Raw genomic sequence first — 15812 nt, forward strand, 5'->3', positions numbered from 1 at the left:
TACGCCCCCGCACCGCCTCGCGGGAACGATTTCCGCCACCCGCTACCCTGGCCCGGTCACCGGGGCCGTTCCGTGCCCTGTCGCCGTCTCCTGGGGGAACCCGCCACCATGCTCAGGTATCTGCCGTTCCTGCTGGTACTGGCGCTGTGGATCTACGCCTTCATCGACTGCCTCAACACCCCCGAGGAGGAGGTGCGGGGGCTGCCGAAGGTGATCTGGGTCATCATCATCCTGCTCTTCGGCGAGGTGCTCGTCGGCCCGGTCGCCTGGCTGGTGGCGGGCAAGGCGCGGCGCGCGCCCGTGGGCGGTGGCACCGCGGCCGAGTCGCCCCGCGGCCGACGCGCCGAGTGGGTCGCGCCGGACGACAACCCCGAGTTCCTGAAGTCCCTCAAGGAGAACAAGGAAGAGGACAAGAAGGACGAGGAGGCCCTCCTCAAGGACTGGGAGGCCGATCTGCGCCGCCGCGAGGAGGAGCTGAAGCGCCGCGAGTCCGGCGAGGACCCGCAGCCTCCGCAGAGCTGAGACAGACCGACGGCGCCCTGCGGTCTCGGTGAGACGCGGGCGCCGAGGGCGTGGACGCGGGGCCCCGAGGGGGCGGCCCCTCGTCGGGGGCGGATCCTAGGCCGCGTCGTGTTCGGCGGACCTGGGCGAGCACTTGGGGGCGTGCTGCCAGTAGCAGCCGACCTGGACGAGTCCGTACCGGTATTCCGAGCCGGTGCCGGCGATGGGCCGGGCGTCCCGGCCGAGCGTGCGCAGGATGTCGCGGGCGGTCCCCCTGCAGTGGCCGGAGGTCAGGCACAGTGCGGCGGAGCCGGTGACGAAGGGCGCGGCCATGCTCGTACCGGAGAGGAAGCCGTGGTCCTCGCCCAGGGGCGTGGCGCGGGTGGGAAGGGTGGAGAGGATGTCGACGCCCGGGGCGGCGATGTCCACCCACGACGCACCGTGGTTGGAGAAGGTCGCCCGCTCGTCGAACACGGTGGTGGCGGCGACGCTGATCGCCTCCGGGTAGGCCGCCGGGTAGTTCAGCGCGGTCGTACCGGAGTTGCCCGCGGAGGCCACCAGGGCGACGCCCGCCTGGGTGGCCAGCCGGACGGCCTGGTGCACCAGCGGGCTGTCCACCGAGGTTCCCAGACTCAGGTTGGCGACCCTGATGTTCTTCGCCTTCGCGTTCCGCGCGACCCAGTTCAGTCCCGCGATGAGGTCGGAGAAGAGCCCCGAGCCGCTGTCTCCCAGCACCTTGACGTTCCACAGCCGGGTGCCGGGGGCGGTGCCCTCCACGCCGATGCCGTTGTTGAGCCCCTGGACGATGCCCGCGACATGGGTCCCGTGGCCGTGGAAGTCGTCCGCGGTGGCGGAGGTGCTGAAGTTGGCGTTCCCGGCCACCCGCAGGTCCGGGTGACCGGCGTCCACGCCGGTGTCCAGGACCGCCACCCCGACCCGGGCGGCCGCGGGGACCCGGAATCCGTGTTCGGAGCCGGCCACGGCGCCGATCCGGAACAGACCCCACTGTCCGGCGAGCAGCGGGTCGCCCTTGTACGCGACACCGCCCTCGCCCGGCTTGCCCGCCCGATGCCGCGGCGCCTGCACCGACGAGCCGTCGACGGGCTCGGGCAGGGACACCTGCTGGTCGGGTTCGACCGAGGCGACCTGCGGGTCGGCTCGGATGGCCTCGATCTGGTCCGTGGTCGCCTCCAGGGCGTAGCCCTTGAGGGCCGCCCCGTCCACGGTGGCGTCGAACACATGGCGCAGCCGGCTCCCGCCGTCCGACGCCTGCCCCTTCGCCTGCTCCTCGGCGACCTTGCCCGGATCGGCGACCGTGTCCTTCAGCTGTACGATCCACCGCTCCGTCGGCGCGGGCTCGGCGGCCTGCGCGGAGCCGGGCACGACCGCGGCGGCCGTGAGGACCGACAGCGCGGCACAAGCGATCAAGCCGTTACGGAGCGGAATCTTTCCGAGTCTTCGCACCTTTGTCCTCCACACCCTGCACACCGAAGATCGACAAGGTCGGACAATAGGAGCGGATACATGTCCCCCATGGGTGGCGCACCCCGGAAGCGTCCGAACCGATCATGAAATCACCTGATCGGTCGATCGATGAGCCCAGGAGGCCGGGCCCGGCGGGCGACCGCCCGCTGCGCTCCGTCGACCTCGCCCGACTCGCCGGGCTGTCGACCCAGCAGATCCGCAACTACGAGGAGGCGGGCGTCCTGCCGCCGGCCGCACGCACGGCGTCCGGCTACCGCACCTTCACGGACGTCCACCGGCAGGCGCTGACGACCTACCGGACGCTGGTGAAGGGGTACGGACCCGTGGTGGCGGCCCGGATCATGCGGACCCTGCACGCCGGCGACGTCCCGGCCGCCCTCGCCCTCGTGGACGGGGCGCACGCCGCGCTGCACGAGGAGCGCGGCGCGCTGCGGGCGACCGGCGAGGCCCTCGCGGCACTGGGCCCGCCCGGGCCGGTCACGGCGGGGACGGGTTCGGCGGCGCCCCGCTCCGGGCTGCGGATCGGCGAGGTCGCCGCGCTGCTGGGCGTGCGGACGTCGGCGCTGCGGGTGTGGGAGGCTGCCGGACTGCTCGACCCGCCGCGCCGACGGGGCACCGGATACCGCGTGTTCGGCCCCGCCGACGTACGCGACGCCCGGGTGGTCGACGCCCTGCGGCGCGGCCACTACCTGTTCCGGCAGATCCGTCCGGTGCTGGAGGGACTGCGCAGGGAGGGCGGCGGCGAGCCCCTGCGGGCGGCGCTCACCGCCCGCGGGGAGGCGTTGACGGCCCGCACCCGCGCGATGCTGGAGGGCGCGGGCGCCCTCCACGGTTACCTCGCCCGCGTCACCGCAGCCGGGACGACGACAGGATCGACAGCAGATGGGCCGGGACCATCAGCCAGGTGATCGCGGCGATGGCCGCCAGCGCCCAGCGGGTCGGCCCGACACCGCCGGTCGCCGCGTCCAGGGCGGCCACGGCCAGCAGGACCAGGGAGGCCTCGATGCCGTTGGTCACCCGGTGGATCTTGAAGGCGGCGGCGAGGCGGCGCAGCGAGGCGACGCCCTGGGAGCGGGGCGCGGTGGCCTCGTCGTCGGCGACGGCGAGCCCGCGCCGGGCCCGGGCCACGTCCACCAGGTCGGTCGAGGCCTTCAGCAGCACCACACCGAGCGCGGTCGCGAGCCCCAGCGACACCCAGCCGTTGAAGCCCGCCCAGCCGCCGAGGCCGGACTCGGCGGCCCGGAAACCGAAGCCGATCATGAGCGCCGCGTCGGCCAGATAGGCGCCGAGCCGGTCGACGTAGATGCCGGTCGCGCTGTTCTGTCCCTTCCAGCGGGCGACCTCGCCGTCCACGCAGTCGAAGAGCAGGAACAACTGCATCAGCAGCGCGGCGAGCACGGCCCCGGTGAGACCGGGGACGAGGAGCGCGGCACCGGACAGCACCCCGCACACCACCATCGTCCAGGTCAGCTGGTCCGGGGTGATCCGGGTGCGCACCAGCTGGCGGGTGAACCGCAGCGAGACACGGCGCATGTAGAGGCGCCCCGCCCAGTGCTCCCCGTTGCGACTGGCGAGCTTGGCCTGCGGCTGGCAGACCTCCCGCAGCTCCTCCAGAACAGGAGCAGCAACCATGAACTTTCCTTCCGCCCGGGGCTCAACTGCCGCGCCTGCGGCGGTGATCGGCACAGGCTACTTGACCCGCTCCCGGACCTTTCCCGGGGGCGTTCCGGCGCGGTCGGGTGCGGTGTCGGGACCCGTTCGACGGCCCGGGCCGGGTCACCTCGTGCCGGCCGGGCCACACGATCGCGTGAGCGCCCGCGTCGGCGCGGACTCCTCCGGGAACGGATCGTGGTGAAGGCACGCGGCTCGTCGAGGAGGACCTCATGCATCCGGTGGACCAGGCGACGGCACGGTCGTGGCTCGCCACCGCCGTCGAAGAGGCGCGGGCCGGTCTCGCCGAGGGCGGTATCCCGATCGGGGCCGCGCTCTACGGCCCGGACGGCACCCTGCTGGGCCGCGGCCACAACCGGCGCGTCCAGGACGGCGACCCCTCGACGCACGCGGAGACGGCCGCCTTCCGCGCGGCGGGGCGGCAGCGCTCGTACCGCGGCACGACGATGGTGACCACCCTGTCCCCCTGCTGGTACTGCTCCGGGCTGGTCCGCCAGTTCGGCATCTCCCGGGTGCTCGTCGGCGAGGCGCGCACCTTCCACGGCGGCCACGACTGGCTGGCCGGGCACGGCGTCGAGATCGTGCTCCTGGACGACTCCGAGTGCATCGCCCTGATGCGCGACTTCATCGAGCGGAACCCGGCTCTCTGGAACGAGGACATCGGTGAGTAACCCCCCAGCCGCCCACACCTCCCGCGCCTCCCGCGCCTCCCGCACGCCTCGCGTCTCCCGCATCCCGACCGTCGACCTCGGGCCCTGGCTCCACGGTGACGCCGGCGCCCGCGCCACCATCGCCCGTACCGTCGACGACGCCCTGCGCACCGCCGGGTTCCTGCTGGTCACCGGGCACGGGATCGACCCCGCCCTGCGCGACCGCATCCGGGACGCCGCCCGGGCGTTCTTCGTGCTGCCCGCCGACGTCAAACAGGCGTACGGCGCGAAGGTCGGCGGGCGCGGCTGGCTGGGGCCGGGCGCGGAGGCCAACGGGTACTCGGAGGGGACACAGACCCCGCCGGACCTGAAGGAGTCCCTCACCTTCGCCACGCACGAACCCTTCGACGACCCGGTGGTCAACGCGGAGTGGTACGCGCCGAACGTGTGGCCCGCGCAGGTACCGGAGCTCCAGGGGCTGTGCGAGGAGTACCTGACCCTGATGGGTGAGCTGGAGAAGCAGCTGCTCTCCCTGCTCGGGGAGGCCCTCGGCCTCGAACCGGACTTCTTCTCCCGGCACATGGACCACCCGACCTACGGTTTCAACATCAACTGGTATCCGGGGACGGAGGTGGTCGGGGAGCCGCAGCCGGGCCAGTTCCGGATCGGCCCGCACACCGACTTCGGCACCGTCACCATCCTCGACCGGCAGGCCGGCAAGGGCGGGCTCCAGGTCTGGACGGACGAGGGCGGCTGGGAGGACGCGCCCTTCGACCCGGCCGCCTTCACCATCAACATCGGTGACCTGATGGCCCGCTGGACCGGCGACCGGTGGCGCTCGGGCAGGCACCGCGTGCTGCCGCCCCCGGCCGACGCGCCCGCCGAGGAGCTCATCTCCCTCGTCTACTTCGGCGAGTGCACCCCGGGCACGGTCGTGGAGTCCGTACCGGCGCCCGTCGGCCGTGTGGCGTACGAGGCGGTCGACTCGCATGTGTATCTGCGGGAGAAACTGAACTCGATCACGGTGGAATGACGGGCCCATTCCGCTCAGGTCCGGAAGTTTCGTGACCCAACGGACACCAGGCGATCTGGCACTTACCAACTCCCTCTCCTTACCCTTGCGTCGGGAACCGAGCCCTGGGGGAGGTGCGCGGTGCACAGACGGTTGTACGGGCGTGGCGCGCTGTTCGACGTCGAGCCCGCCGGTCTCGTACCGCGGCTCGTGGGGATCCGTCCCTACGAGCTCCACGCGGAGAAGCCCGAACACCCCGCCGGGCCGCCCCTGCTGGTGCTGGCGGGCGGCCGGGGTCTGGGCAAGAGCACGGTGCTCGCCGAACTGTGGGACGCCTACACGGAACACACCCGCAGGGGCGAGGCCCGCAGACGCACCCCGGTCGCGTTGATCGACTGCGAGGACGAGCAGTTCGCGCGGCCGCCGCACGAGGAGAGCCCCGAGTCCTGGTCGCCGGTGTGGCAGGCGCTGCTGGTGGTCGCCGAGCAGCTGACGGAGCCGGTGCGGGCCGCCGGGCAGCTCACCTTCCCGCGGCTGACGGCCGGGCTGGTCGCGGTCCGGGCCAGCGACTGGAGCGGCCGGACCGACTCCGACCGCATCCGGCGGGAGCTGGTGCGGATCCTGCTGCTGAACGAGCGCGCACCCCGGTTCAGCCTGGCCGGACGGTGGGCGGCCAAGGTCGCCTCGAAGGTGATCGCGGCGGCGAGCGGCGGCGGCCCGTTCGTCGCGGCGACCGTCGAGGCCACCCTGGAGGCGCTCTCCGAGGGCGTCACACACCGCAAGGAGCAGAGGCCGGCCACCTGGTACCGCTCCTATCCGAACGCGGGCGGCAACGCCAAGCGGGGACTGCTGCTCCTCGCCGGGAACTTCCGGGCCGGCGGCACCTCGCGCGAGCACGCCGAACGCTGGCTGGTGCGGGCGCTGCTCGCCGACCTGGCCGAGGCCTACTCGGGCCTCGGCTCGCATCTGACCCGGCTGGGGCGGCCGCTCGTACTGCTGGACAACGCGCGCAGTGGTCCGGGCCCCGGACTGCTGGACGCCGTCCTGCGGGACCGGGCCGACGGGGTCGCCGACCAGGTCGTGTGGGTGGCGACGGTGCGCGGCACGAGCCATCCGGCGCTCGGCGACGCCGTACGCCGTGAACTGCCGGAGGTGGCCCGGTCCACGGACTGGGCGCCGGGCAGTTCGCCCTCCTCGCGGGCCCTGCTCGTACCGCTGCCGCCGCTGTCCCCCGACGACACCCTGCACATGGTCGGCGCGGTCTGCGACGACACCGAGCTGCCGCCCCGGTTCCCGCACGCCACACACCGGTTGACCGGCGGCAACCCGCTCGGCATCGTGCTGCTCGCGACCGCCGCCCGCCAACACCCCGGGCGGGCCGACTCGTTGGGGCGACTGCTCACCGCGAAGGTCACACTGGAGGAGGGGCAGGCCGACGACGGCCGGCCCGCCTACGCCGAGTTGCTGAGCCGCCTGGTCCCCGCCGACCGGCTCGACGAGCTGACGGTCCTGGCGGCCGCCCACGACCACGACTCCGCCGTCGCCCTCGCCGACGACCGGCTCCCCGACGACTTCGGTTCATCGGGCGTCCGGTCGCTGCGGGCGCGGCTCGCCGCGGAGGGGCTGCCGGCCGCGCCGGGCCACTTCGTCGGCGACCCCTTCACCCGCACCCTGCTGCTGCTCCGGCTGCACCACCGGCCCGCCGACCACGCCAAGTGGCGCGAGGTGCACGAGACCCTGATCCGGCACTACACCCACGCCGACGGCCGCGACCCGGACGGCCAGGACCCCGCCCACGCCCGGTACCGGCTCTACCACGAGCTGGCGCTCGGCGACACGACCGGCGCGGTGGCCTACCTCCGCGACACGTTCACCGGCCTGCGCACCCGCACCTGGCTGGACACCCTGCGGTTCCTGGCCTCCGCGCCCTACTTCCACGCGCACGACGCGGCAGGCCGCGACTCCGACGGCCGAGGCGACCACCGGTCGGCGATCGCGCTGGGCCGCACCGACGCGGGCCAGGAGCCGCCCGAGGGCGTGAACGCCTCCCTCCACCTGCGGATACGGCGGCTGCTGCACGCGGTCTGGCAGGTGACCGACCCGCTGGTGCTGCCGGACCCGAAGGTGTGCGGGCGGCTGGAGTTCGAGCTGCTCCAGCTGTCCGACCAGCGGCCCGCCGGGGGCGCGCTGCTGTTCGCGACCTCCCAGGCCTGGCCCCGGGACGCCCTCGCGGGCCGCCCGCTGCGCACCCCGGCCGAGGACGAGGACGGCGACACGGACGGCGACGGGCACGGACCGGACGACGGGGACGGGGTGGCGTGATGGCCGACGGAGTCAGAAGCCCGCTGGCGCGCCGGCTGCGGGAGGTCTGGGAGATCCGCCTCCACCGCTATCTGGCCCTGCTGGTCACGGCCGCCGTACTGACCGGGCTGGTCTTCGCCGTGCGGGCGGTCACCCACGAGAACCGGTCCTGCGCGCCCGGGGTGGCCCGTCCGGCCGGCAGCGACGAGTGCGTGGGCGTGGCCACGGGCGCGTACGACTTCGGGCATCCCCAGCTGCGGGACGCGGTGCGGGCGATCGACCGGGAGAACGACCGGCTCAAGGCGGGCGGTTACGTCACGGTCGCGCTGATGCTGCCGTACACCGCCTCCACCCCCTCGACGCTCAGCGACATCCAGCACGAGCTGCAGGGCGCCTACCTGGCCCAGTGGCAGGCCAACCACACCTCCAACGGGCAGGCTCCGGCGATCCGCCTGGTGCTCGCCAACCCGGGTGCCACCAGCGACCACTGGGAGACGATGGTCGACCAGCTGGAGCGGATGGCGAAGGGCGACGACCGGCTGCGCGCGGTCGCCGGGGTCGGGCAGAGCACCGACAACAACAAGAAGGCCGTCGCGGAACTGACCCGGCGGGGCATCCCGGTCGTCGGCGCCTCCATCACCGCCGACAACCTCGCCAACGGACAGAACGGCAAGGACCCCTTCCCCGGCCTGGCCCGGGTCTCCCCCACCAACACGGACGAGGCACGCGCCCTGGCCTCGTTCGCCAAGGTCGACGCGGGCCGGGCCCTGCTGATGTACGACAAGCCCGGCGACCCGTACACACGGACGCTCCAGACGTCGTTCGCCGCGCTGCTGAAGGGTTCGCCCTACGAGCCGCAGCCCTTCACCCCGCCCGCCGACCGCACCCAGGAGGGGACGACGGCGAACACCTTCCGGCAGATCACCCACCTGGTGTGCGACACCTCCGCGGGGACCGACACGATCCTCTTCGCCGGCCGGCACACGCAGCTACGGCAGTTCGTCAACGCGCTCGGCACGCGCGGCTGCCAGAACCGGAAGTTCACGGTGCTGACGGGCGACGAGGGCTCGTACCTGTCCGGCGACAAGAAGCTGGACCGCACCGCCCTCACCCACAACCTCTCCGTCCGCTACACCTCGCTCGCCCACCCGGACGCCTGGGTGAACGCCCCCGTGGAGCTGCCGGGCGGCTCCGCGCAGGACGCGAAGGTCCTCACCGGCCTCCTCGCCCGCAGCGCCCGTGAGCCGGTCGGCCCGATCGGCGAGGTCGCCCTGGAGGACGGCCAGCTGATCATCGCCTTCGACGCGATGACGCTGGCCGTGCACGGCATCCGCGAGGCCACGCCCGACGGCGCGGCCGTCCCGCCCCTCGCCGACGTCGGCCTCCAGTGGCCACAGGTCAAGGGCTCGCTGCGGGTGAGCGGGGCGAGCGGCTGGATCTGCCTGGACGTGCACGGCAATCCGTACGACAAGGCGGTGCCGATCGTGGAACTCCACGCCGACGGCGGCTCCCGCTTCGTCCGCATCGCCTGGCCGGAGGGGAAGCCCCCGGCCAGGGAGTGCCTGCCGCCGTCCTGACGGCTCGACGGAAAAAGGCCGGTTCCCGTGACCCCGGGGTCACGGGAACCGGCCTTCGCCGTGGGGCGGCTACACGCCCGCGTACGAGTGCTTTCCGGAGACGAAGATGTTGACGCCGTAGTAGTTGAACAGCCAGCAGCCGAACGCGATCAGGGCCAGGTAGGCGGCCTTGCGGCCCTTCCAGCCGGCCGTGGCGCGGGCGTGCAGATAGCAGGCGTAGGCGACCCAGGTGATGAACGACCAGGTCTCCTTGGGGTCCCAGCCCCAGTAGCGGCCCCAGGCGTCGCCCGCCCAGATCGCGCCCGCGATGATCGTGAACGTCCACAGCGGGAAGACGGCCGCGTTGACGCGGTAGGCGAACTTGTCGAGCGAGGCCGAGGCGGGCAGCCGGTCCAGGACCGAGTTGGCGAACCTGCCGGGCTTGCCGCCGGTCGCCAGCTTGTTCTCGTAGGCGTCCTTGAACAGGTACAGGATCGTGGCGACCGCGCCGACGTAGAACACCGCGCCGCAGAAGATCGCGGTGGAGACGTGGATGTACAGCCAGTACGAGTGCAGCGCCGGGACCAGCTGGTCGCTCGCCGTGTAGAGGACGGTGACCGCGAGACCCAGGTCCAGCAGGACCGAGGTGATCAGGAACAGACCGAGCCAGCGCACGTTCTTCTTCAGCGCCAGCAGGCCGAGGTACACGCCGACGGCCACCGTGGAGAAGGTGAGGTTGAACTCGTACATGTTGCCCCACGGCGCCCGCTCCACCGAGGCCGCGCGGGCGATCACGCCGCCCAGCTCGACCAGGAACGCGAGCACGGTGAGGGAGATGGCGATCCGGCCGTACATGTCGCCCTGCTCGTCACCGCCGTGCGCGCCGGGCCCGTCGGGCACGTCACGCGCGCCGGCCGCGGAGCGCACCACGACCTGCGGCCGCTCCAGGACGGCCGTGCCGCCGTTCTTCTTGACGGTGACGGCCGGGCCCGCGGCCGCGGGCGTGGCGGTGAGCGCGGCGGCGGTACGGCCGACCTTGCTGCGGCTGCCGAGGAGCCACTCGGCGATGTACGCGAAGAAGGCCAGGGTGTAGACGGCCATCGCGGAGTAGATCAGCGTGTTGCTGATGCTCGCGAGGTTCTCGTTGGTGGCGGCGGCAAGCTCCGTGGTGGCGGCGAGAGTCACTTCTCAGCCCCTTCGGCAGGTACGGCTTCGGGTTCGGGGGACGCGGAGGAAGCGGGCGGTTCGGGGGTGTCGGGGTCGGAGGTCGAGGGAGCCTGGTCGTACAGGATCCCGGCGAGGTCGCCGAGCTCCTCGGGTACCTTGGCCGACTCGCTGCGGCCGAGCCCGCCCATCTCGACCACCGTCACCCCGTCGGCGCCGCGCGAGGCGCGCACCCAGACCCGGCGGCGCTGGAGGAACAGGGAGCCGGCGAGGCCGAAGATCGCGGCGATGGCGCCGCCCAGCGCCCAGCCGCTCGCGGGCTGCTGGGTGACCTGGAAGTTCGCCCACTCCTTGGTGCCCTCGTAGGTCACCGAGCCGGCGCCGTTCGGGAGGGTCATCGTCTCGCCGGGCTTCAGGTTCTCCCGCAGCTGCGCGCCCTTGGAGTCCTTGAACTCCTTCATGTGCGCCTTGTCGAGCTGGTACACGCTCTGCGGGATGCCCGAGTCGACCCCGAGGTCGCCGTGGTACGGCGCCAGGTTCAGCACCGGGTTGCGCAGCGCCGGGAACGTCGAGGCCGCCTCACTGCCCTTGGTGTACGTCGGCAGGAAGAAGGCCGAGATGCCCAGCTGCTCCTCGGCGCCCTTGGCGTCCCGGTAGCCGTCGAGGACCTTGATCACACCGCTGGAGGTGATGTTGGAGTCGAGCGGCAGCAGCGGCACCGCGTCGCGGTAGACGACGTCGCCCTTGCCGTCGCGGACGGTGATGACGGGCGCGTAGCCGTGAGCGGTGAGGTAGATCTTCGAGTCGTCGATCTCCAGCGGGTGGTTGACCTTGACGAGGGCCTTCTTGTCCTTGCCGTAGGCGCCCACGCTGTAGGTGAGGGCGGACTGGAAGGTGCGCGCGGTGCCCGTGTTGGGACCCGAGGTCTCGTACGTGCCGGTGAACTTGTCCAGGGTGAAGCTGAACGGGTTCAGGTCGTCGGTGCCGAAGAGGTTGCCGGACTTGAAGTCGTTGTACTGGGTGAGGGTGTTGGAGAAGCCGTCGCCCTCGACGACCAGCTTGTTCCCCTCGGACTTGTAGAGCTGGCCGCAGGCGAAGGCGACCAGCATCACGATCAGCGCGATGTGGAACGAGAGGTTGCCCACCTCACGGAGGTAGCCCTTCTCCGCGGCGACGGCGTCCCCGGCGAGGTGGGCGCGGAAGCGACGCTTCTTCAGCAGGGTGAGCGCGGCCTCGCGGACCTGTTCCGGCTCGGCGTCGGTGCGCCAGGTCGTGTACGCCGGCAGCCGGGTCAGCCGTTTCGGCGCACCCGGCGGGCGGCTGCGCAGCTGGCCGACGAACTGCCAGGTGCGGGGCACGATGCAGCCGATGAGGGAGACGAACAGCAGGATGTAGATCGCGGAGAACCACACCGAGCTGTAGACGTGGAAGAGGCCGAGCCTGTCGTAGACCGGCGCGAGCGTCCCATGGGCCTGACGGAAGTCGGCGACCTTGGTCTCGTCGGTGCCGGACTGCGGGATCAGCGAACCGGGGATCGCGCCGAGGGCCAGCAGCAGCAGGAGCAGCAGCGCGACCCGCATCGAGGTGAGCTGCCGCCAGAACCAGCGGACCCAGCCGACGATCCCCAGGGTGGGCCCACTGGCCAGCGTGTCCACGGGCGCGGTGGACAGCTGGGAGCCGGCGGCGCCGAGATCCTGCTCGTCGGGGGCGGCCGGGGTCTCGCCGGGGGCGTCGCCGACGGTGCTCTTGCTCATGAATCAGATCCCCACAGTGAAGCCGACGGACCAGGACTGGATGTCCTGCACGAGGCGGTCCCAGGCGCCGGTCAGCAGCAGCAGACCGGTCACGATCATCATCGTGCCGCCGATCCGCATCACCCAGACGTAGTGACGCTTGACCCAGCCGAAGGCGCCGAGCGCCTTGCGGAAGGCGACCGCAGCGAGGACGAAGGGCACGCCGAGGCCGAGGCAGTAGGCGACGGTCAGTATGGCACCGCGGCCCGCGCTTCCCTGCTGGGAGGAGAGGGCGATCACGGAGGCGAGGGTGGGCCCGATGCAGGGGGTCCAGCCGATGCCGAACAGGGCGCCGAGCAGCGGGGCGCCGGCCAGTCCGGCGACGGGCCGCTTGTGGAAGCGGAACTCCCGCTGGGTCATCCAGGGCATCAGCCCCATGAAGAAGACGCCCATGAGGATCATGAGCCCGCCCAGCACCTTGGACAGCACGTCCTGGTTGGCCTGGAGGTTCTCGCCGAAGTAGCCGAACAGGGCCCCGCTGGAGACGAACACGGCGGTGAAGCCGAGGACGAAAAGCGAGGCGCCGGCGATCATCCGTCCGCGGCGGGCCTCGGCCAGGTCGGTGCCGGCGACGCCGGTGACGTAGGACAGGTAGCCGGGGACGAGCGGCAGGACGCACGGCGAGAAGAAGGAGACGAGCCCGCCGAGCAGCGCGATCGGCAGCGCGGCCAGCAACGCGCCGTTGAGCACGGTGTCGTTGTAACCCGTCGCGGCGAGCGTGGTGACCGCGCTCACGTCACTTCTCCGCGAGGACGGGAGCGATCATCTTGCGCAGCCTGTCCTCGCTGAGCGCGGCCAGCGACCGGGCGGCGATCTTGCCCTCCCTGTCGATGACCAGCGTGGAGGGGATGGCCTGGAGGCTGAGCGTGCCCTTCTTGAAGCGCAGCAGCAGCTTGCCCTTCGGGTCGGACAGGCTGGGGTACGTGATGCCCTGCTGCTTCTCGAAGGCGAGGGCGTTGTCGTTGCTGGTGTCGAGGGTGTTGATGCCGACGAACTGCACGCCCTGGCCCTTGAGGTCCGTGTAGACCTTCTGGAAGCCCGGCGCCTCGGCACGGCACGGGGCGCACCAGGAGCCCCACACGTTGAGGACGACGACCTTGCCCTTGTAGGCGGCGACGTCGAGCTGTTGTCCCGCGACGGACTTGCCGGACAGGTCGGGGGCCGCGGCGCGCGATCCCTTCTTCGCGGTGGAGATGCCGTCCTTGCCCATCACGAAGTTGGTGTCACCGCCTCCGCCCGCGGTGCCCCCGGAGGTACAGGCGGACAGCAGCAGTGCGGCGACGGCTCCGCCGGCGGCCGTGGTCAGGGCGGCACGGCGCGAACGGTTCCGGCTGGTCGAGCACAGGGGGGCGCGGCTGGCGGCACTCATGTGAAAAGTTTCGCATGCCCGTTCTGGGGATCTTGCGCACCCCCCTTGCGGGGAGAAAACCCCATTTCAGGCAGCGTTGGCGGCGGTACCCGCCGAGGTCGAGGCGGAGGTGGACGCGGAAGGGGTGCTCGCGCCCAGGAAGGTCTTCCAGCCGCCGGCCGGCTGCTGCCCGACGTCGAGGGTGCGCAGCTTCTCGAGGATCTCCGGCTTCTGGACGTCGATCCAGTCCACGAACTGCCGGAAGGAGACCAGCCGTACGTCCGCGCCCTTCTCCTTCTCGCGCGCGATGTGCTTGAAGGCCTCCTCGACGGCGTCCATGTAGATGCCGCCGTTCCACTGCTCGAAGTGGTTGCCGACGAAGAAGGGCGCGCGATTCGTCTCGAATGCCCGCTTGAATCCCTGGATGTACGCCTGCGAGGACTGCTGCCGCCAGCCCGGGTAGTTGTGGCTCGGCGCCTTGGTCGTGTTGATCGACTGATTGGCGAGCATGTTGTAGTCCATCGAGAGGACCTCGAAACCACGGCCGGGGAAAGGTATCTGCTGCAACGGCAGATCCCAGATCCCGTCCTTCTTGTCCGGCCACACCTGACGCCCGCCCGGCGAGGAGGCGTCGTAGCGCCAGCCGAGGGCACGGGCGGTGGGCAGCAGCTTGTCCTGGCCGAGCAGACAGGGCGTCCGGCCGCCGACGAGCTCCTTGTCGTAGTCGAAGGGGAGCGCGGGCAGGTCCTTCCAGCCGGTGTTGGTCCGCCACTCCTTCACGAACGACTTCGCCTGGTCTATCTCGCTGCGCCACTGCTGGGGCGTCCAGTTGCCGACGGTCCCGTTCCCGGAGCAGAAGTGCCCGTTGAAGTGGGTGCCGATCTCGTGCCCCTCGAGCCAGGCGCGCCGGACGCCGTCGAGCGTCATCCTGACGTGCTCGTCGGTGAGGTAGCCGATGTCGGAGGCGCCGCGCGGGTTGTTCGGGGGGTCGTAGAGCCGCTTCTTCGACTCGGGCAGCAGATACAGCCCCGAGAGGAAGAAGGTCATGCTCGCGCCGTGCGCCTTGGCGAGGTCGAGGAAGCGTGTGAAGAGTCCGTTGCCGACCTCGCCCGCCCCGTCCCAGGAGAAGACGACGAACTGCGGCGGCTCCTCGCCCGGCTGGAGCGGCACTGGCTTGGCCGGCTGGTGGGGCTGCTTGCCGGTGAAGGAGGTGGAGCCGTCGCCGAGGGGGCGGGCGGTGACCTTCGGACTGGCGCTGCCGGAGGGTTTGCCGGAGCCGCTGGAACCGCCGGGGGTGCTGGGGCCGTCCGAGTCCGTGAGGCTGCCGCAGCCCACGAGTCCGGCAGCGGCGGCAGCCCCGGCACCGAGTCCGAGTGCTCCCCTTCGGGTGATGGCGCGCATGGCAACCCCGTTCGTCACATTTTCCGATGGTCACCCATTCAGAGGACGTGACGAACGAGGAGGTTCCGCCGATAGTTCCGGATTCCGTAACAGAGGGGCTTATTTCAGCCAGGGAACCCGGCCGGCCACGAGGTCCGGTGAGCGGACTCCGGGGCCGGACCCGGCCGAGCCGTGGGCCTACGCCCCGAAGGCCTTGCCCTTCCCCTGCACCGGCTTGGCGCCGGCCCGGAGATGGGCGGGCACCAGGTCGATGGCGGGTTCGCTGTAACCGACGGACACGATCCTGTCGCCCTGGTACGTGAAGGTCGTCAGCGACGCGAGCGTGCACTGCCGCTTGCGCGGGTCGTGCCACAGCCGCCGCCGCTCGACGTAGGACCGCACAATCCAGATCGGCAGCTGATGGCTGACCAGCACCGCCTCGTGGCCGCGCGCCGCGTCCTTCGCCGCGTCCAGCGCGCCCATCATCCGGACGACCTGGTCGACGTACGGCTCGCCCCAGGACGGCTTGAACGGGTTGACGAGGTGCTTCCAGTTCTCGGGCCGGCGGAGCGCCCCGTCCCCGACGCCGAAGGTCTTGCCCTGGAAGACGTTCTCCGCCTCCAGGAGCCGCGGATCGGTGCCCAGGTCGAGCCCGTGCGCCTTGGCGATCGGCGTCGCCGTCTCCTGCGCCCGCTCCAGCGGGGAGGCGACGACATGGGTGACGTCGCGGGAGGCGAGGTGCTCGGCGACCCGGTCGGCCATCTGCCGGCCCAGCTCGGAGAGGTGGTAGCCGTCGAGACGGCCGTAGAGGACGCCGTCGGGGTTGTCGACCTCGCCGTGCCGCATGAGGTGGACGACGGTGAGGTCCTTGTGGCCCGAGGTGTTGTCGAAGGCGTCCTCGAGGGCGTCCTCGAAAGCCTTGTCGGGCGCGTTCTCGGGGGCGTTTTCCGG

14 protein-coding genes are annotated in these 15812 nt (G+C 71.7%); 6 read left to right on the forward strand and 8 right to left on the reverse strand.

All coding sequences use genetic code 11. From position 1 onward, the window contains the following. Positions 1-108: 108 nt before the first annotated feature. Positions 109-522, forward strand: coding sequence for a PLD nuclease N-terminal domain-containing protein (locus tag ABT070_RS41205; protein ID WP_351768091.1), 414 nt, complete (start codon positions 109-111; stop codon positions 520-522). Between the two features lie 96 nt (positions 523-618). Here the strand turns inward: ABT070_RS41205 and ABT070_RS41210 are convergent, their stop codons facing one another. Continuing rightward, complete coding sequence (locus tag ABT070_RS41210; RefSeq protein WP_351768092.1) at positions 619-1929, reverse strand: S8 family peptidase; 1311 nt, start codon at positions 1927-1929, stop codon at positions 619-621. Positions 1930-2069: 140 nt separating this feature from the next. Here ABT070_RS41210 and ABT070_RS41215 point away from each other — a divergent pair, with 140 nt between their 5' ends. Continuing rightward, the gene (locus tag ABT070_RS41215) at positions 2070-2894 is read left to right on the forward strand and encodes a MerR family transcriptional regulator (RefSeq protein ID WP_351768093.1); all 825 of its coding nucleotides are present in this window, start codon (positions 2070-2072) and stop codon (positions 2892-2894) included. Here the strand turns inward: ABT070_RS41215 and ABT070_RS41220 are convergent. Then, entirely contained in the window at positions 2833-3618 is a 786-nt protein-coding gene (locus tag ABT070_RS41220) for a CDP-alcohol phosphatidyltransferase family protein (protein ID WP_351768094.1), read from the reverse strand. The two genes, ABT070_RS41215 and ABT070_RS41220, sit on opposite strands and share 62 nt — an antisense overlap. Before the next feature lie 251 nt (positions 3619-3869). Here ABT070_RS41220 and ABT070_RS41225 point away from each other — a divergent pair, with 251 nt between their 5' ends. The 4 genes from ABT070_RS41225 (at position 3870) to ABT070_RS41240 (ending at position 9197) form a co-directional block, all read left to right on the forward strand. Continuing rightward, the gene (locus ABT070_RS41225) at positions 3870-4328 is read left to right on the forward strand and encodes a nucleoside deaminase (protein ID WP_351768095.1); all 459 of its coding nucleotides are present in this window, start codon (positions 3870-3872) and stop codon (positions 4326-4328) included. A gap of 61 nt (positions 4329-4389) precedes the next feature. Beyond that, a complete protein-coding gene (locus ABT070_RS41230) occupies positions 4390-5340 on the forward strand; it encodes an isopenicillin N synthase family dioxygenase (RefSeq protein ID WP_351768126.1) in 951 nt (316 codons plus the stop codon). Positions 5341-5460: 120 nt separating this feature from the next. Further along, complete coding sequence (locus tag ABT070_RS41235) at positions 5461-7641, forward strand: hypothetical protein (protein WP_351768096.1); 2181 nt, start codon at positions 5461-5463, stop codon at positions 7639-7641. Further along, positions 7641-9197 carry a type 1 periplasmic-binding domain-containing protein gene (locus ABT070_RS41240; protein WP_351768097.1) on the forward strand — a complete coding sequence of 519 codons (1557 nt, stop codon included), beginning with the start codon at positions 7641-7643 and terminating at the stop codon, positions 9195-9197. Before ABT070_RS41235 ends, ABT070_RS41240 begins: the two co-directional genes overlap by 1 nt. Before the next feature lie 69 nt (positions 9198-9266). Here the strand turns inward: ABT070_RS41240 and ccsB are convergent, their stop codons facing one another. The 6 genes from ccsB to ABT070_RS41270 form a co-directional block, all read right to left on the reverse strand. Then, complete coding sequence (gene ccsB, locus ABT070_RS41245; protein WP_351768098.1) at positions 9267-10361, reverse strand: c-type cytochrome biogenesis protein CcsB; 1095 nt, start codon at positions 10359-10361, stop codon at positions 9267-9269. Next, entirely contained in the window at positions 10358-12094 is a 1737-nt protein-coding gene (gene resB, locus ABT070_RS41250; RefSeq protein ID WP_351768099.1) for a cytochrome c biogenesis protein ResB, read from the reverse strand. The genes ccsB and resB overlap by 4 nt, the downstream gene beginning before the upstream one ends. Positions 12095-12097: 3 nt before the next feature. Then, a complete protein-coding gene (locus ABT070_RS41255) occupies positions 12098-12868 on the reverse strand; it encodes a cytochrome c biogenesis CcdA family protein (protein WP_351768100.1) in 771 nt (256 codons plus the stop codon). A 1-nt stretch (position 12869) separates the two neighbouring features. Then, complete coding sequence (locus ABT070_RS41260) at positions 12870-13502, reverse strand: TlpA family protein disulfide reductase (protein WP_351768101.1); 633 nt, start codon at positions 13500-13502, stop codon at positions 12870-12872. A gap of 66 nt (positions 13503-13568) precedes the next feature. Continuing rightward, on the reverse strand, positions 13569-14882 hold the full coding sequence (locus tag ABT070_RS41265; RefSeq protein ID WP_351768127.1) for a polysaccharide deacetylase family protein: 1314 nt from the start codon (positions 14880-14882) through the stop codon (positions 13569-13571). Positions 14883-15059: 177 nt separating this feature from the next. Beyond that, on the reverse strand, positions 15060-15707 hold the full coding sequence (locus tag ABT070_RS41270) for a histidine phosphatase family protein (RefSeq protein ID WP_351768128.1): 648 nt from the start codon (positions 15705-15707) through the stop codon (positions 15060-15062). Positions 15708-15812 lie beyond the last annotated feature (105 nt).

This window comes from Streptomyces sp. NPDC002884 (assembly GCF_040295245.1).
GTDB lineage: Bacteria > Actinomycetota > Actinomycetes > Streptomycetales > Streptomycetaceae > Streptomyces.